This window comes from Variovorax pasteuri (assembly GCF_051216435.1).
In the GTDB taxonomy this organism is placed as follows: domain Bacteria; phylum Pseudomonadota; class Gammaproteobacteria; order Burkholderiales; family Burkholderiaceae_C; genus Variovorax.
On the sequence record NZ_JBPJZS010000002.1, the window covers coordinates 1,302,346 to 1,317,327 of the forward strand.

Genomic DNA, 14,982 nt, shown 5'->3' on the forward strand with positions numbered 1-14,982 from the left:
AGGCCATTGTCCGCTCAGCCGGGGTTTTCGTCAGCCGGCAGGGTGGCGACCAGGGCACGCCCGGCATCGGTGAGGTGCGCGACCCAGCGGTCGTCGAGCTGCACCACGCGCACCCAGCCGGGCCCGCGCACGCCGCCGATGGCGGCGTCGCCCATCAACGTGAGCTGGCGCATCACCACGCTGGCGCCCTGCCCCAGCCGCTTGCCCAGGCGCGGAAGCGACATGCCGCCCTCGCCCGGCGCCTCGGCCAGCACGCGCAGGATGGCGACCGCAAAGGCATCGGCGTCGAAGGCGGCAGCGGTCATGCCGCCACGGTATCGGCGTCAGCAGGCGCGGGTGCGGGCGCCACATGCAGCGACAGCACCACGGGAATGGATTTGGAGGTCGGCGTGCCCGCGTTCTCCGCCACCGACGACAGCGGCACCAGCGGGTTGGTCTCGGGGTAGTACGCCGCCAGGTTACCGCGCGGAATGTCGTAAGCCACCAGCTTGAAGCGGTCGGCCCGGCGTTGAATGACGACCCCCTCGCTCGGCACTTCGTGTCCTCGCTGCCCCCCGGGGGGGGCCTCGCTTGCTTGGGGCGGCCCAGCGCGGCGCTCGGGGCCGTCGCTCCACACGGTCTGGATGTCGACCCAGTCGCCGTCCTTCATGCCCAGCTGGCGGATGTCTTCCTTGTGGATGAACACCACGCGGCGCTGGCCGAAAACGCCGCGGTAGCGGTCGTCCATGCCGTAGATGGTGGTGTTGTACTGATCATGCGAGCGCGTGGTCAGCAGCGTGAAGACGATGGTGTCGCCCTTCTTCGCGAAGCGCGCGCGGGCGCGGTGGGCGTGCGTGTCCAGCGGCACGGCGTGGGTGAAGAACACGGCCTTCTTCGACGCGGTGTTCCACACGCGCTCGCTCGCCGTATTGCGCAGGCGAAAGCCGCCGGGGTGCGCCACGCGGGCATTGAAGTCCTTGAAGTCGTCGAACACGGCTTCGATCTTGTCGCGGATGCGCGCGTAGTCCTCGACGAGCCAGAGCCACGGCGTCCTGCTGCGCGCGCCGATGGTGGCGGCCGCCAGACGCGCCACGATGGCCGGCTCGGACAGCAGCTGCTCGGACGCGGGCGGGTTGATGCCCATCGAGATGTGCACCATGCTCATCGAATCTTCCACCGTCACGCCCTGCGGGCCGGCGGCCTGCATGTCGATCTCGGTGCGGCCCAGGCACGGAAGAATGAGGGCCTCGCGCCCGTGGATCACGTGGCTGCGGTTGAGCTTGGTGGTCACGTGCACCGTGAGGTCGCACTTCTGCAGGCCCTTCCAGGTCTGGTAGGTGTCGGGCGTGGCGGCCGCGAAGTTGCCGCCGAGCGCGAAGAACACCTTGCCCTTGCCGTCGAGCATCAGCTGGATGGCCTCGACCGTGTCCACGCCGTTCTCGCGCGGCGGCTCGAAGCCGAACACCTGCTGCAGCCGGTCGAGCAGCGCCGCCGGCGGCTTTTCCCAGATGCCCATGGTGCGGTCGCCCTGCACATTGCTGTGGCCGCGCACCGGACAGGCGCCCGCGCCTTCGCGGCCCATGTGGCCGCACAGCATGAGCCAGTTGCCGATCATCTGGATGGTGGCCACCGAATGCTGGTGCTGCGTGATGCCCATGCCCCAGCAGGCAATGACCCGCTTGGCGCCCAGGTACACGTCGGCCGCGGCGCGGATCTGCGCTTCGCTCAGGCCCGACTCCTGCACCAAGATGCTCCACGACTCGGCGCGCAGGTCGTCGGCCAGGGCCTCGAAGCCGGTGGTGTGGGTGGCGATGAATTCATGGTCGAGCACCGACGGCTCTCCCCGCGCCACGGCCGCGTCCTCGCGCTCGATGACGTGCTTCATCATCCCCTTGACGGCGGCAAAGTCGCCGCCCACGCGCAGCTGGAAGTAGTGCGTGCTGATGGGCGTGGAGCCCATGGTGGCCATCTCGAGCTTGTCCTGCGGGTCGGCGAATCGCTCCAGCCCGCGCTCGCGCAGCGGGTTGAAGCTCACGATGCGCGCCCCGCGCTTCGACGCCGCGCGCAGCTCGCCGAGCATGCGCGGGTGGTTGGTGCCAGGGTTCTGGCCGAAGATGAAGATGGCGTCGGCCTTCTCGAAGTCTTCGAGCGTGACCGTGCCCTTGCCCACGCCGATCTGCGGGCGCATGCCGCTGCCGCTGGGCTCGTGGCACATGTTCGAGCAGTCAGGAAAGTTGTTGGTGCCGTACTCGCGCACGAACAGCTGGTACAGAAAGGCGGCCTCGTTGCTCGCGCGGCCCGAGGTGTAGAAGATGGCCTGGTTCGGGTCGGGCAGCGCGTTCAGGTGCCCGGCGATGCGCGCAAAGGCGTCGTCCCACTCGATGGGCACGTACTTGTCGCTGGCCGCGTCGTAGGCCATGGGGTGCGTGAGGCGGCCCTGGTCTTCGAGCCAGAAATCGCTCTGCTCGGCCAGTTGGGCCACGGTGTGTTTTGCAAACAGCTCGGGCCCGGCGCGGCGCGCGGTGGCCTCGGCGGCCACGGCCTTCACGCCGTTCTCGCAGAACTCGAAGGTCGAGGCATGGTTGCGGTCGGGCCAGGCGCAACCGGGGCAGTCGAAGCCGTCGGGCTGGTTGGCCGACAGCAGCGTCTTCGCGCCCTTGATGGGAATGTCCTGGCGCAGCAACGCGTTGGTGACGCTGCGCAACGCGCCCCAGCCACCGGCGGGGCCCTTGTAAAACTCGATCTTCTGCTCGCTCATGCCGGGAGTGTTCGTCCCTCGGGTGCCGCCGTCAAATTGGATTGGCACATGCAGCGATTCAAAACAAAAATGAAGGCCCCCCGCCGAACAGCCAGCCTTTGTCGTTCTTTCTTCAGTGGTAGTCGTCTTCGCGCTGGTGCCTGACCGCAGCCACGACGATCGAGTCGCTCGCCTCTATTTCGAACAATGCGACATAACCGCTGGCGCCGAACGGGATCACAAGTTCGCGGATGAAGGGGCTGTCGCCTGCCTTGCGGCAAGTGAATGGCGAAAAAGCGACTGCGGCAATGCCGTGTTCAATGGCATCGAGAGCCCGCGAGGCCAGTTCCAGGTCACCGCCCCTTTCGAGTTCCCGCTCGAGAACGAAGTCGTACAACCGCTCCAGATCTTCAACAGCCTGGCGCGTGAACCGGACCGCGTAACTCACCGGCGCGCCGCGTCCTGCCGCTTCTTCGCCGATTCAAGCTTTGTCTTCAGGCGATCAACCACCTCGCCGGCGTCGACATAGTCACCGCTGCGACGCGCGCTGGCGAGTGACTTCACACCGCGCGCCACAAATTCGGCCTGGCTCTTTCGCTGGAGCACACAGGCGCGAACGGCCGTCTCGACGAACTGGGACAAGGACTCGCCCTTGCCAAGCACTTGCTCGACTTCGTCCCGAAACTCGGGCTCCACACGCACGGAAGGAATGGTGGCGGTTTTCATCGCCAAAGTGTATCGCTTATGCGATACACGGACATCACCCGCGCGCGCCCTGTATCAGCAGCCCGCGCAGCCTGCTGCGCAGCGGCGTGTCCTCGACCGCCTGCACACCCGCGATGTCGCGCAGCGCGAAGTCGCGGCTCTCGGCGTTGTGCAGGTCGATTTCGCGCGCCACCTGGCCGTTGCTGTACACGAAGGCCACGTCGGCCAGCGCGAGCACGTCCTCGATGTCGTGCGTGATCATCAGCACGGGAATGCCCCAGTCCTTGCGCACCTGGGCCAGCTCGGAGCGCAGCTCGGCGCGCAGCATGGGGTTGAGCGCGGCAAAGGGCTCGTCGAGCAGCAGCACCTGCGGCTCGCAGGCCAGCGCGCGGGCGAGCGCCACGCGCTGCTGCTGGCCGCCCGACAGCTTCTGCGGCCGGCTGTCGGCCAGCGCCGCGAGGCCGAAGCTGTCGAGCAGGCTCTGCACGCGCCCGGCGTCCTTCGCGGGCGGCTTGCGGCGGTGCCAGGCGGTCAGGCCGAAGGACACGTTCTCGCGCACGCTCAGGTGCGGGAACAGCGCGTAGTCCTGGAACAGGTAGCCCACGCGGCGCGCCGGCGCGGGCACGTCGATGCCCTGGGCCGAGTCGTACAGCGTGCGGCCGTCCAGCCGCACATGGCCCGACGCGGGATGCAGCAGGCCGGCAATGGCCTGCAGCGTTAGCGACTTGCCCGCGCCCGACGGGCCGTAGAGCGCGGCGAAGGGCACGTCGGTCTGAAAGCGCACGGCGAGGTCGAAGCGTCGTGCCCCGTCCTTCACCGACAGTTTCAGATCGACATCGATCATGGCTTGCCGAAGCCGTAGCGCGTGAGCACTTCCTGGGCCGCGGGTGTCGACAGGAAGGCCACGAAGTCAGCAGCCAGCGCCTTCTGCCTGCTGTCGGCCACCACGGCGATCGGGTAGGTCACGGGCGTGTGGCCGGTGGGCGTGAAGGCGATCTTCACCTTGTCGCCGGCCACGGCCGCGTCGGTGCGGTAGACGAAACCGGCCTCGACCTCGCCGCGGCTCACGTAGTCGAGCACCTGGCGCACGCTGTCGGCCTGCACGAACTTGGGCTCGAGCGAGGTCCACAGGTTGGCGCCGTCCAGCACCTGCTTGGTGTAGCGGCCGACCGGCACGGTGGCGACCTTGCCGACGGCGATCTTCTTCACGTTGGCGCCGCCCAGGTCCTGCAGCGTCTTCACGCCCACGGCGCCCTGCGTGGGCTCGACGAGCACCAGGCTGTTGGTGACGAAGTCCTTGCGGGTGGCGGTGTCGATCAGCTTCTGCTCGACGGCGCGGTTCATGGTGTCCTGGTCGGCGCTGGCGAACACGTCCACCGGCGCGCCCTGCCCGATCTGCTGCAGCAGAACGCCCGAGGCGGCGAAGTTGAAGCGCACCGTGGCACCCGACCTGGCGGCCTCGAACCTGGGGCCGATTTCCTTGAATGCGTCGGTCAGGCTGGCAGCGGCCGACACGGTGATCTGCTGCGCGGCGGCGGCCAGCGGCAGGGCAAGCGCCACGACCGCGCAGGCGAGTGACAAGAGACGGAACGGACGCATGTGCAACACCTTAGAAGAATGAAATCAGCGAAGTGAAAAGAACCGGTTCGACAGCACCAGCACGGTGATCGACAGCACCGAGGTCACGATGACCAGCAGCAGCGCCAGGTCGTCATGCCCGGCCTGCACCGCGTCGTAGATGGCCATCGACAGCGTCTGGGTCTGCTTGGGGATGGAGCCCGCCACCATCAGCGACGCGCCGAACTCGCCCATGGCCCGCGCGAACGCGAGCAGCGTGCCGGCCAGGATGCCGGGCCAGGCCAGCGGCAAGGTCACGCGCAGGAACACGGACAGCGGCGACTGCCGCAGCGTGCTGGCCGCCGCTTCGAGCGAGCGGTCGACGTTCGCGAAGGCAGCGCTGGCCGACTTCAGCACCAGGGGCAGCGCCACCACGGCCGAGGCCACCACGGCGCCGTGCCAGCTGAAGATGATGGTGTAGTCGAGGTGCTCGCGCAGCCAGGCGCCCAGCGGGCTGCGGCGGCCGGCGGCCACCAGGATGGCGTAGCCGATCACCGTGGGCGGCAGCACCAGCGGGAGCATGAACACGGCTTCCAGCACGGTGCGCCCGAAGAAGCGCTTGCGCGCGAACACCCAGCCCAGCGCCACGCCGGCCACCAGCGCCAGCACGGTCGCGACGGCGGCGACCTTGAGCGACAGCACCAGCGGGAACCAGTCGGTCGAGGCAATGAGCGAGTTCGTCGTGTTCATGAGAATACGGCGGGATTGTTACACGGTGAGGCTCAAGGTTCACATGGGGGTGCGCAAAACCATGAGTCTTCATATACTGAGGAATACAGCGTAGGAGACAGTCCCCATGCGCCAATCCGCCCACGACACCGTTGTCCGCTCGATCTCCGGCCGGCCGGAGCTTCGCCATGTGACGCGGGTGCATGAATGGCGCATCGAGCGCGCCATGGACGCCGGCGGCTTCGTGCTCTCCATCACCGGGCCCGACGGCGCGAGCCAGTGCTTCTTCGTGGCCGACGCGGACGCCGACGACATCGGCGAGGTGCTGCGCCGGCAAGCCGCCTGGATCGACCACCGGGCGCAGTGACGCAGATGCATGCGGCGCGCAGATGGAGCCCTGGCGCGCCCTGCAGCGGTTCAGGCCATCCGGTCGTCGGAGCGGATGCGCGGCAGCGGGTCGAGCCTGTCACCGAACCAGCCCACGCGCTCGGTCTGGCGCACGCCGAACCTGGGCACGCAGGGCTTGATGTCGAGCACGGGCGTGCCGTCCACCGACACGAGCCGCACAGGGCGGCAGACAACGGCTGCCGGCCCTGAACTCATGGCGCCAGCAGCCGGGTCAGCGCGCGGATGTCCGCCGCAGTGGCCAGCCGCGCCGCGTTTTCGATGGCGCGGTAGTGCTTGACGATGTCTTCGCCCACCGGCGTGAGCGCGGTACCGCCGCCGCGCGAGCCGCCAGCCGCGGTGTTCACGGCGGGCGAGGCCAGTGCATGGTTCATCTCGTCGATCAGCATCCAGGCACGGCGGTACGACATGCCGAGCAGCCGGGCGGCCGCGGAGATCGAGCCGGTCTCGGCCACGGCTTCGAGCACGGCGATCTTGCCGGGACCGATGGCGATGGTGTCGTCCCGGTAGACGCGCAGGCGGAACTGGACTTTGGATTTCATGTGGGCACGAAGCGTAAACCAATGCGGGCCGTCATTGTCCGCCCGCGGCCAGCCATCGCCCCGGTTCGTCGCTATGCAAGACTGGATACGGCGCGCCACCTTCGACCTGGCGGCAACGCCGAAGCCGGGCCGTTCGATGGCCCGGCTGGCGGCGAGCGAGGTGGTTCGCCGCGCGGCCTTCGGGCCGCTGACCGTTCAAGCCGGTCGAAGGTTCAGAAAGGTCAGCCGAAGAACTTGGCCGCGCTGATCAGGGTCTTGTAGACGCCCCACGCCAGGGGAATGCCCACGGCGATCCAGGCCAGCGCCACCACCAGCGGGCTCACCGCGTCGGCGCGGCCCGAACCGCTGCCCACTTCGGCGGCTGAGGCCTTTTCGTGCGCCAGCTTCTTCTCGACGGCCAGTTCGGCGTCGGTCATGAAGTGCTTGTCGGCCACCGGGCGCACCAGCAGGTTGGCGATGAAGCCGATCACCAGCATGCCCACCAGGATGTACATGGTCTGGTTGTAGACCTGCTCGCGCGGCAGGCCCAGGCCCAGCTGGTACTCGCGCATGTAGTTCACCACCACCGGGCCGAGGATGCCGGCCGTGGCCCATGCGGTGAGCAGGCGGCCGTGGATGGCGCCCACGAACTGCGTGCCGAACAGGTCGGCCAGGTAGGCGGGCACGGTGGCAAAGCCGCCGCCGTACATCGACACGATGACGCAGCACGCGCCCACGAACAGCAGCTTGCTGCCCGCGCCCGCCGACGACGGAATGCTCGCGTACAGGATGCCGCCGAGCACGAAGAACACCGTGTAGGTGAGCTTGCGCCCCAGCTTGTCAGACAGGCTGGCCCACACGAAGCGACCGCCGATGTTGAACAGCGACAGCAGCGCGGTGAAGCCGCCCGCCACCACCGCGATGGCCGCGAGCTGCGCCTTGTCGAGCTGGCCGTACTTGGCCGGCAGGTCGATCAGCGCGCCGCCGAACACCTCCTGCAGCATCGGCGAGGCCATGCCGATCACGCCGATGCCGGCGCTCACGTTCATGCACAGCACCAGCCACACGAGCCAGAACTGGGGAATGCCCCAGACCTTCTTCACGTGCACGTGGCGCTGGGTGATCATGGTGTTGCTGGTCTGCGCCGGGGGCGGCGTCCAGCCTTCGGGCTTCCAGCCCGAGGGCGGCACGCGGTAGCCCAGCGCGCCGGCCATCATGAACACGAAGTAGCCGAGCGCCATGACGACGAAGGTCTGCATCACGCCCACGTCGGTGGCGGTGCCGAAGCGCTTCATCAGGTCGACCGCCAGCGGCGAGCCGATCATCGCGCCGCCGCCGAAGCCCATGATGGCCATGCCGGTGGCCATGCCGCGGCGGTCGGGGAACCACTTGATCAGCGTGCTCACCGGCGAGATGTAGCCCAGCCCGAGGCCGATGCCGCCGATCACGCCCGAGCCGAGGATCATCAGCCAGAACTGGTGCAGGTGGATGCCCAGCGCCGACAGCAGCATGCCGCCGCACCAGCACACGGCCGACACCACGCCGGCCTTGCGCGGGCCGGCCCGTTCGAGCCAGCCGCCCCACAGCGCTGCCGAGCAGCCGAGGAACACGAAGAACAGCGTGTACATCCAGCCGAGCGTGGCCACGCGCCAGTCGCAGGTGGTGGCGAAGAGCTCGGCGAAGAAGCTCATGTCCTTGGCGCAGGCCTGCGCGCCGGTGCCCGCGGTGCCGAGTGCTTTGGACAACGGCAGCCAGAACACCGAGAAGCCATAGGCCATGCCGATGCACAAATGAATGGCCAATGCGGCGGGGGGCACCAGCCAGCGGTTGAAGCCCGGGCCCGCAATGATGCGCTCCTTGTCGAGGAAGCCGGGTTGCTGTTGCAATCCGGCTCCGTTGATGCGTTCTCCCTCGAGAACGCCTGCAGATGAACCCGCCATATTTCTCCTAGTTCGCCGAATGTGTAAGTAATTGCTGATCCGGGCCGCGGAGTGTGTGTGAACGCTTTGATCTGCGTCAAATTCGATCAACGCATGGCCCGATTCAATAAGTAAATGAACCCGCCCGTTCACGCCCCGAGCGTGCCGCTGTGCTGCTGCACCTGGGCCTGCCACTCGGGCGTCTTCATGAAGGCCAGCGCGGCCTCGAGCGCGCGCGAGTGGCGCACGCCGTCCTGCGTCATGAAGCCGATGGGCGTGCGCACCTCGGGCGCCACCAGCGGCAGCGCCTCCAGTTCGCGGTGGCTGCGCACGGCCGCGATCATGCCGCCGGGCAGCACGCTGCTGACGGTCCCCGCGCTCACGGCCAGCGCCAGCGTCAGCACGGAGTTGGTCTCGATGGCCGGCGTGACCGGCACGCCGGCTTCGCGCAGCGCCTGGTCGACGATGGTGCGGTTGTGCATGTCGGGCGTGAGCAGGCACAGCGGCAGCTTGCCGGCCTCGGTCCAGGTCATGGGCTTGCCGATGCGCAGCTGGTCGGTCGACGCCTTGCGGGCGCGGCGCAGCAAAAAATAGTGCTCGATGCTCTGCGGCCAGGCCGTGAGCTTGACGCCCGGCAGGTGCATGCGCTCGGTGTAGCCGAGCGCGAGGTCGACCGACAGGCTTTCGAGCCCCGTCTCCAGCTCCTGCGAGCTCATCGACAGCACCGCCGGCACGATGCCCGCATGCCGCTGCTGCAGCATGGCCGCGAAGCGCGACAGCATCGGTATGGCCGTGGGCACGGCCGCCATGCGCAGGCGCCCGTGCGGGTCGCCTTCCGCGCTGCGCAGTTCCTGCAACAGCACCTCGTTGTCCCTCAGCATGCGCTGCGCCGTGGCCAGCACGCGCTCGCCCTCGTGCGTGAGGCCGACGTACACCCGGGCGCGCTTGACGATGACCACGCCGAATTCGCCCTCCAGGGCACGCAGCGCATTCGACAAGGCGGGCTGCGTGATGTGGCAGGCCTGCGCTGCGCGGCCGAAGTGCTTGTGCTCGTTCAGCGCCACCAGATAGCGCATGGAGGCGAGCAGGTTCATCTGCTTGCTCTCTAGGTGTTCTTGCTGATCGAGATCGTCGGAAACTTCGACGAGAAGTCCTTGGCCTTCTCGGCAATGCCCACGGCCACGCGACGGGCCACGTCCTTGTAGAGAACGGCAACGTCGCTGTCGGGCTCCGACACCACCGTAGGCGCACCACTGTCCGCCTGCAGGCGAATCTTGATGTCCAGCGGCAGCGCGCCGAGGTACTCCATCTGGTATTCGGCCGCCATTTTCTTGCCGCCGTCCGCGCCGAAGATGTGCTCCGCATGACCGCAGTTCGAGCAGATGTGCACCGCCATGTTTTCCACGATGCCCAGGATCGGCACGCCGACCTTCTCGAACATCTTGATGCCCTTCTTGGCGTCGAGCAGCGCAATGTCCTGCGGCGTGGTGACGATCACCGCGCCCGTCATCGGCACGCGCTGGCTCAGCGTGAGCTGGATGTCGCCGGTGCCCGGGGGCATGTCGACGATCAGGTAGTCGAGGTCTTTCCAGTTGGTCTGGCGCAGCAGCTGCTCCAGCGCCTGCGTGGCCATGGGACCGCGCCAGATCATGGCCTGGTCCTGGTCGACCAGGAAGCCGATCGACATCACCTGCACGCCATGGCGCTCCATGGGCTCCATGGTCTTGCCGTCGGCGCTGTCGGGGCGGCCTTCGATGCCCATCATCATGGGCTGGCTGGGGCCGTAGATGTCGGCGTCCAGCAGGCCCACCGTGGCGCCTTCGGCGGCCAGCGCGAGCGCCAGGTTGGCGGCCGTGGTGCTCTTGCCCACGCCGCCCTTGCCCGAAGCCACCGCGATGATGTTCTTCACGTTGGGCATCAGCTGCACGCCGCGCTGCACCGCGTGGCTGATGACCTTGGTGAGGATGTTGACCGACACGTTCTCCACGCCGGGTACCGCCTTCGCGGCTGCCACCAGCGCTTTTCGGATGGCCGCGTGCTGGCTCCTGGCGGGGTAGCCGAGCTCGAGCTCGAACGACACGTCGCCCTCTGAAATCTGCAGGTTCTTGAGCGACCGGCTCGCCACGAATTCCTTGCCGGTGTTAGGGTCTGCGACGGCCTTGAGCGCGTCCATGAGCCCTTCTGGGGTGAGTGCCATTGATCTAACTCCTGAATGGCGGGTAGTCTAGTTCGCTCTCCAAGGCCACACCGCACGGCCTCCCAATAGCCTGAAACAATAAAAATGCCAGAGACACCCCCCGTCACCGGGCTCCTGCTCACCGGAGGCGGCGCCCGGGCCGCCTACCAGGTGGGCGTGCTGGAGGCCATTGCAGACATCCGGCGCGCCGCCGGCCCCGCGGTCACCGGCACCGGCAACCCCTTCCCCGTCATCACCGGCACCTCGGCCGGCGCCATCAACGCGGCCGCGCTGGCCTGCGGCGCCGACAACTTCGACGCCATGGTGGCGCACATCGCCAAGGTCTGGCGCGAGTTCCGCGCCGAGCAGGTGTACCGCGCCGATTCGCTCTCGGCCATCGGCAGCGGCACGCGCTGGCGCATGCTGCTCGGCCTGGGGCGCTTCGCGGCCAACTGGATGCGCATCAAGCCGAAGTCGCTGCTCGACAACCAGCCGCTGGCCGAGCTTCTGCAGCGCATGGTGCCGCTGGACCGGCTGCCCCGGCTGATGGCCGAAGGCCACGTGCAGGCGCTGGCCGTGACGGCGTCGAGCTACAGCTCGGGAGAGCACGTCACCTTCTTCGAGGCGGCCGTGCCCATGGAGCCCTGGGTGCGCTCGCAGCGCCTGTCGGTGCGCGACCGCATCACGCACATGCACCTGCTGGCCTCCTCGGCCATTCCCTTCGTGTTCCCGGCCACAGCGCTGCCGATGCAGCAAGGCCACACCGAGTACTTCGGCGACGGCTCGATGCGGCAGTCCGCGCCCATCGCAGCGGCCATCCACCTGGGTGCGCAGCGCATCCTGGTGATTGGCGCGGGCCGCATGCACGAGCCGCGCGAGACCCCGGGGCCCAACACGCACAGCGGCTACCCGACCATGGCGCAGATCGCGGGCCATGCGCTCTCGAGCATCTTCCTGGACGCACTGGCGGTGGACATCGAGCGCCTGCGCCGCATCAATCACACGCTGGGGCTGATTCCCGAGGAGGCGCGCGCGGCGAGCGCGCTGCGTCCGCTCGACCTGCTGGTGATCTCGCCCTCGGAGCGCCTGGACGTGATCGCGGCGCGCCATGTGGACGCGCTGCCCGGCGCGGTGCGGCACCTGCTGGGCGGCTCGAAGGTCGCGGCCGACGTGAAGGGCGGCGCGCTGGCGAGCTACCTGCTGTTCGAGTCGGCCTACACGCGCGAGCTGATGGCGCTCGGGTGGACCGACGCCATGGCGCAGCGCGACGAGGTGCTGCGCTTCTTCGGCTGGAATACGGCCTGACGCGCCCTCAGTGCACGGCGCCCCGGGCCGACACCAGTGCCGACATCGCCTGCAGCAGCTTCTCCGCCGCCACCGGCTTGAACAGCACAGGCACGCCCGATTCACGCACGCGCTGCAACCGGTGCGGCGCGGTCTCGCCGGTCACCAGCAACAGGGGAACCTGTCCGTGCAGCAGCTGCTGCAGCCGCAGCCCGGCATCGAGCCCGTCGGCGCCGTCGGCCAGGCGGTAGTCGCACAGCAGCATGTCGAAGGGCCGGTGCTCGGCCTGCGCGCGCGCCAGCTCGTCGACCGCGCCGACCTCGTCGGCCACGCTGCGCACGTCGATCGCATGAAAGTGCAGCAGGCCAGTCATGGCGGCGCGGATGTCGGCCTCGTCGTCGATCAGCAGCACGCGGCGCGGCAAGCCTGCAGGTGCCCCGGCGGGCGGCTGCAGCGCGGCGGCGTCGCCCTGCGCTCTGACCGGCACCCCCGGCGGCGGCTCGGCCATCGGCACCACGACCCGCAAGCGCGTGCCGCGGCCGACGCGCGACTGGAGCTGCACCGGATGTCCCAGCAGCCGCGACAGCCGCTGCACGATCGACAGGCCGATGCCCAGCCCGCGCGAGCGGTCGCGCCCCGGGTTGCCCACCTGGTAGAACTCCTCGAAGATGCGGCCCGACTGCTCGGGCTCGATGCCCATGCCGGTGTCGCGCACCTCGATCCACACCGCGTTGCCACGCTCGCGCGCCATCACCGTCACACCGCCGCGCGACGTGTACTTGAGCGCGTTGTCGACCAGGTTCGACAGCATGCGGTGCAGCAGCTCGGGGTCGCTGCGCACCCACAGGCGGCTGGCGCGCACGCGCAGCTGCAGCGCCTTCTGCTCGGCGGGCGGGCCGAAGGTGAAGTTCATCCGCAGGAACAGCGCATCGAGCTGCACCGGGCGCACCACGGGCGTGACCACGCCGGCGTCGAGCCGGGACACGTCGAGCATGGTGTCCAGCGACATGCCCAGCGCATCGACGGCGCGCATCAGGCGCTCGGCGTTCCGGCCTTCGGGGCGGTCGCTCAGCTCGTTGCGCAGCGCCGCGCCGAACAGCGCAATGGCGTGCAGCGGCTGGCGCAGGTCGTGGCTCGCGGTGCCCAGGAAGCGGGTCTTCTCGGCGCTGGCGCGTTCGGTGGCGGCAATCTGCTCGCCCAGGCGCGCGGCCAGCGCCTCGTTCTCGAAGCGCAGCACCAGCGCGTCGGTGAGGATGCGGTTCTGCCGGATGCCGGTGCGCAAGGTCAGGCCCAGGTGCGCCGCACCGAAGGCCGCGAGGAAGACATGCAACGCGTCGCGCTGCCAGGCCAGCGCCACGATCAGCCCCAGCATCATCGGCAGGCCGTAGCCGAACAGCGCGGGTTTCAGGGGCCACAGCGCCTGCATGGCGCGGGTCCAGCTGCTCATGATCACGACCACCAGCAGCGTGGTGATGGGCAGGTTGTCGCCTGAAATCACGAACAGGGGCGCCGGCGCCGTGGCGCTGCTGACCAGCGTGACCAGCCGCGTGTACTTGCGCGCCCAGTACGGGCTGTCGGCCACCGGAATGCCCGGATGCCAGCCGGGCGTGAACAGCGCGTAGAGATCGACCGCGGCGATCACCGCCAGCCAGAACAGCGCCCACTGCGTGCCGTATTGCAGGTAGAAAGCGATGCCCAGCGCACAGGCAAAGCACAGGTGCGCGCTGACCGACACGCGGCGCGACGCATACACCGAGGCCACGTGCTCGCGCAGCACGCGCTGGCCGAGTTCGCGCTCGTCGAGCGAAGCGACGGCGGCCGAAGTCATGGCCCGGCGCGGCGCGCGCCGGGGCACTGCAGGGAAACGAGGTCGCGGGTGGTCACCCGCTCATGCTATCGGCGAGGCTGTGGCGTGACAGTGCCATTGGTCATGGATGCGCCATCGCCGCGGCGTGCCTGCTTGCGCAGGCCGAGCCCCGGCCGGGGGTTGTCGGCCGCGGGCACCAGCATCGAGCGCAGCAGCAGGGCCACCATGCAGACGATGGGCGCCAGCGCCAGCAGGCGGCCCGGCTCGAACGCCAGCCCGGCCCCCACGCCGACGGCGCAGCCGGTCTTGATCCACGGCGCCACGGCGTCCCAGCCGCGCCGGTGCGCCACCGCGAACCCGATCAGCGCGATCCAGCCGAACAAGCCGCCGATCACCGAGAAGACCCAGCTCGACAGGTAGTACGCCGAGTCCAGGTCGCGAAACGCGATCGCCGTGCCCAGCCCTTGCCAGGTGTGGCGGTAGCCGTCGAACAGGAAGAAGCCGGTGGCCGATGCGGCCCACCAGAAGAACGCGTAGAGGCTGGCGGCGCCAGCCAGGACGGCGAGCCACGCCAGCGCGCGCCGGGTGATGTCGTCGAAAGGCATGTGGTCGCGCCACGCCGCGAGGTGTCCGTTGTCCATGGCAGGTGCTCCATTGATGTCTGCAATGGGTACGACGTTAGAGGCGCCGTGTGCGGTCCGCGTGAAGACTGTGTGAAGTGGTGCCCGCCGGACGCGGTTACCCACCGCTGGCCGGCGCCGCCCCGTTCTACTGAAGGATGGCGATGAAGGCGTAGATGCCTGCGACCCACCAGTTGGCATGGCTCGCACTGGCCGCGCTTTCTGTGGAAATGGGATACATCGCCGCGCGCCGCCAGGCCCGCACGTTGCAGGCCACCGCAAGCACCAGCCCGCTGCAGAAGAACAGCGCCGAATGCAGCCCCAGCCCGCCGATCAGCGACACCACCAGGATCAAGACGCCGACCGCCCAGATACCGCTGGTCGTGCTGGCCAGCACATGCGACAGGCCGCCGCAGGCCTTGCACTCGGCAGGCGCCGCGCGGCTGGACCAGCGCTTGGCGAAGCCGCCGATGCCGGGTTGCTTGCAGCGCGGGCAGGTGTGGATCGTCATATGCCGCGCAAGATACCCCAGCCAACCCTCGG

16 protein-coding genes and 1 pseudogene are annotated in these 14,982 nt (G+C 68.7%); 2 read left to right on the plus strand and 15 right to left on the minus strand.

Annotated features, from left to right (window positions below; genetic code table 11):
* Positions 1-14: 14 nt before the first annotated feature.
* From ACSFBM_RS13210 to modB, 7 genes are all read right to left on the minus strand, one after another.
* Positions 15-305 (minus strand): hypothetical protein, encoded by a 291-nt coding sequence (locus ACSFBM_RS13210; RefSeq protein WP_435484733.1) that lies wholly within the window; start codon positions 303-305, stop codon positions 15-17.
* On the minus strand, positions 302-2,737 hold the full coding sequence (locus tag ACSFBM_RS13215; RefSeq protein ID WP_435484734.1) for an FdhF/YdeP family oxidoreductase: 2,436 nt from the start codon (positions 2,735-2,737) through the stop codon (positions 302-304). The genes ACSFBM_RS13210 and ACSFBM_RS13215 overlap by 4 nt, the downstream gene beginning before the upstream one ends.
* 112 nt (positions 2,738-2,849) lie before the next feature.
* On the minus strand, positions 2,850-3,164 hold the full coding sequence (locus ACSFBM_RS13220; RefSeq protein ID WP_435484735.1) for a type II toxin-antitoxin system RelE/ParE family toxin: 315 nt from the start codon (positions 3,162-3,164) through the stop codon (positions 2,850-2,852).
* Positions 3,161-3,442 (minus strand): YlcI/YnfO family protein, encoded by a 282-nt coding sequence (locus ACSFBM_RS13225; RefSeq protein WP_435484736.1) that lies wholly within the window; start codon positions 3,440-3,442, stop codon positions 3,161-3,163. Before ACSFBM_RS13225 ends, ACSFBM_RS13220 begins: the two co-directional genes overlap by 4 nt.
* Before the next feature lie 34 nt (positions 3,443-3,476).
* The gene (locus ACSFBM_RS13230; protein WP_435484737.1) at positions 3,477-4,265 is read right to left on the minus strand and encodes an ABC transporter ATP-binding protein; all 789 of its coding nucleotides are present in this window, start codon (positions 4,263-4,265) and stop codon (positions 3,477-3,479) included.
* Positions 4,262-5,020, minus strand: coding sequence for a molybdate ABC transporter substrate-binding protein (gene modA, locus ACSFBM_RS13235; protein ID WP_435484738.1), 759 nt, complete (start codon positions 5,018-5,020; stop codon positions 4,262-4,264). Before modA ends, ACSFBM_RS13230 begins: the two co-directional genes overlap by 4 nt.
* A 24-nt stretch (positions 5,021-5,044) precedes the next feature.
* Complete coding sequence (gene modB / locus ACSFBM_RS13240) at positions 5,045-5,728, minus strand: molybdate ABC transporter permease subunit (RefSeq protein ID WP_435444718.1); 684 nt, start codon at positions 5,726-5,728, stop codon at positions 5,045-5,047.
* Between the two features lie 106 nt (positions 5,729-5,834).
* On the opposite strand from modB, the gene ACSFBM_RS13245 reads away from it, so the two are divergent.
* Positions 5,835-6,074: a hypothetical protein gene (locus tag ACSFBM_RS13245; protein WP_435484739.1), complete on the plus strand. Its 240-nt coding sequence runs from the start codon at positions 5,835-5,837 to the stop codon at positions 6,072-6,074.
* A gap of 50 nt (positions 6,075-6,124) precedes the next feature.
* Here the strand turns inward: ACSFBM_RS13245 and ACSFBM_RS13250 are convergent.
* The 5 genes and pseudogenes from ACSFBM_RS13250 to apbC all read right to left on the minus strand — a co-directional run.
* Positions 6,125-6,259, minus strand: a pseudogene (locus tag ACSFBM_RS13250) (tRNA (N6-threonylcarbamoyladenosine(37)-N6)-methyltransferase TrmO); the annotation flags it as partial.
* A 47-nt stretch (positions 6,260-6,306) separates the two neighbouring features.
* On the minus strand, positions 6,307-6,654 hold the full coding sequence (locus ACSFBM_RS13255) for a winged helix-turn-helix domain-containing protein (protein WP_116910874.1): 348 nt from the start codon (positions 6,652-6,654) through the stop codon (positions 6,307-6,309).
* A gap of 221 nt (positions 6,655-6,875) precedes the next feature.
* Entirely contained in the window at positions 6,876-8,573 is a 1,698-nt protein-coding gene (locus ACSFBM_RS13260) for an OFA family MFS transporter (protein ID WP_435484740.1), read from the minus strand.
* A gap of 128 nt (positions 8,574-8,701) precedes the next feature.
* Positions 8,702-9,646: a LysR substrate-binding domain-containing protein gene (locus tag ACSFBM_RS13265; RefSeq protein WP_435484741.1), complete on the minus strand. Its 945-nt coding sequence runs from the start codon at positions 9,644-9,646 to the stop codon at positions 8,702-8,704.
* Positions 9,647-9,657: 11 nt separating this feature from the next.
* Entirely contained in the window at positions 9,658-10,749 is a 1,092-nt protein-coding gene (gene apbC, locus ACSFBM_RS13270; protein WP_435484742.1) for an iron-sulfur cluster carrier protein ApbC, read from the minus strand.
* An 84-nt stretch (positions 10,750-10,833) separates the two neighbouring features.
* Here apbC and ACSFBM_RS13275 point away from each other — a divergent pair, with 84 nt between their 5' ends.
* Positions 10,834-12,033 carry a patatin-like phospholipase family protein gene (locus ACSFBM_RS13275; protein WP_435484743.1) on the plus strand — a complete coding sequence of 400 codons (1,200 nt, stop codon included), beginning with the start codon at positions 10,834-10,836 and terminating at the stop codon, positions 12,031-12,033.
* A gap of 7 nt (positions 12,034-12,040) precedes the next feature.
* On the opposite strand, the gene ACSFBM_RS13280 is transcribed toward ACSFBM_RS13275, so the two are convergent.
* From ACSFBM_RS13280 to ACSFBM_RS13290, 3 genes are all read right to left on the minus strand, one after another.
* A complete protein-coding gene (locus tag ACSFBM_RS13280) occupies positions 12,041-13,840 on the minus strand; it encodes an ATP-binding response regulator (protein WP_435484744.1) in 1,800 nt (599 codons plus the stop codon).
* Between the two features lie 65 nt (positions 13,841-13,905).
* Positions 13,906-14,460, minus strand: coding sequence for a hypothetical protein (locus tag ACSFBM_RS13285; RefSeq protein ID WP_435484745.1), 555 nt, complete (start codon positions 14,458-14,460; stop codon positions 13,906-13,908).
* Positions 14,461-14,587: 127 nt separating this feature from the next.
* Positions 14,588-14,950 (minus strand): hypothetical protein, encoded by a 363-nt coding sequence (locus tag ACSFBM_RS13290; RefSeq protein WP_435484746.1) that lies wholly within the window; start codon positions 14,948-14,950, stop codon positions 14,588-14,590.
* Positions 14,951-14,982 lie beyond the last annotated feature (32 nt).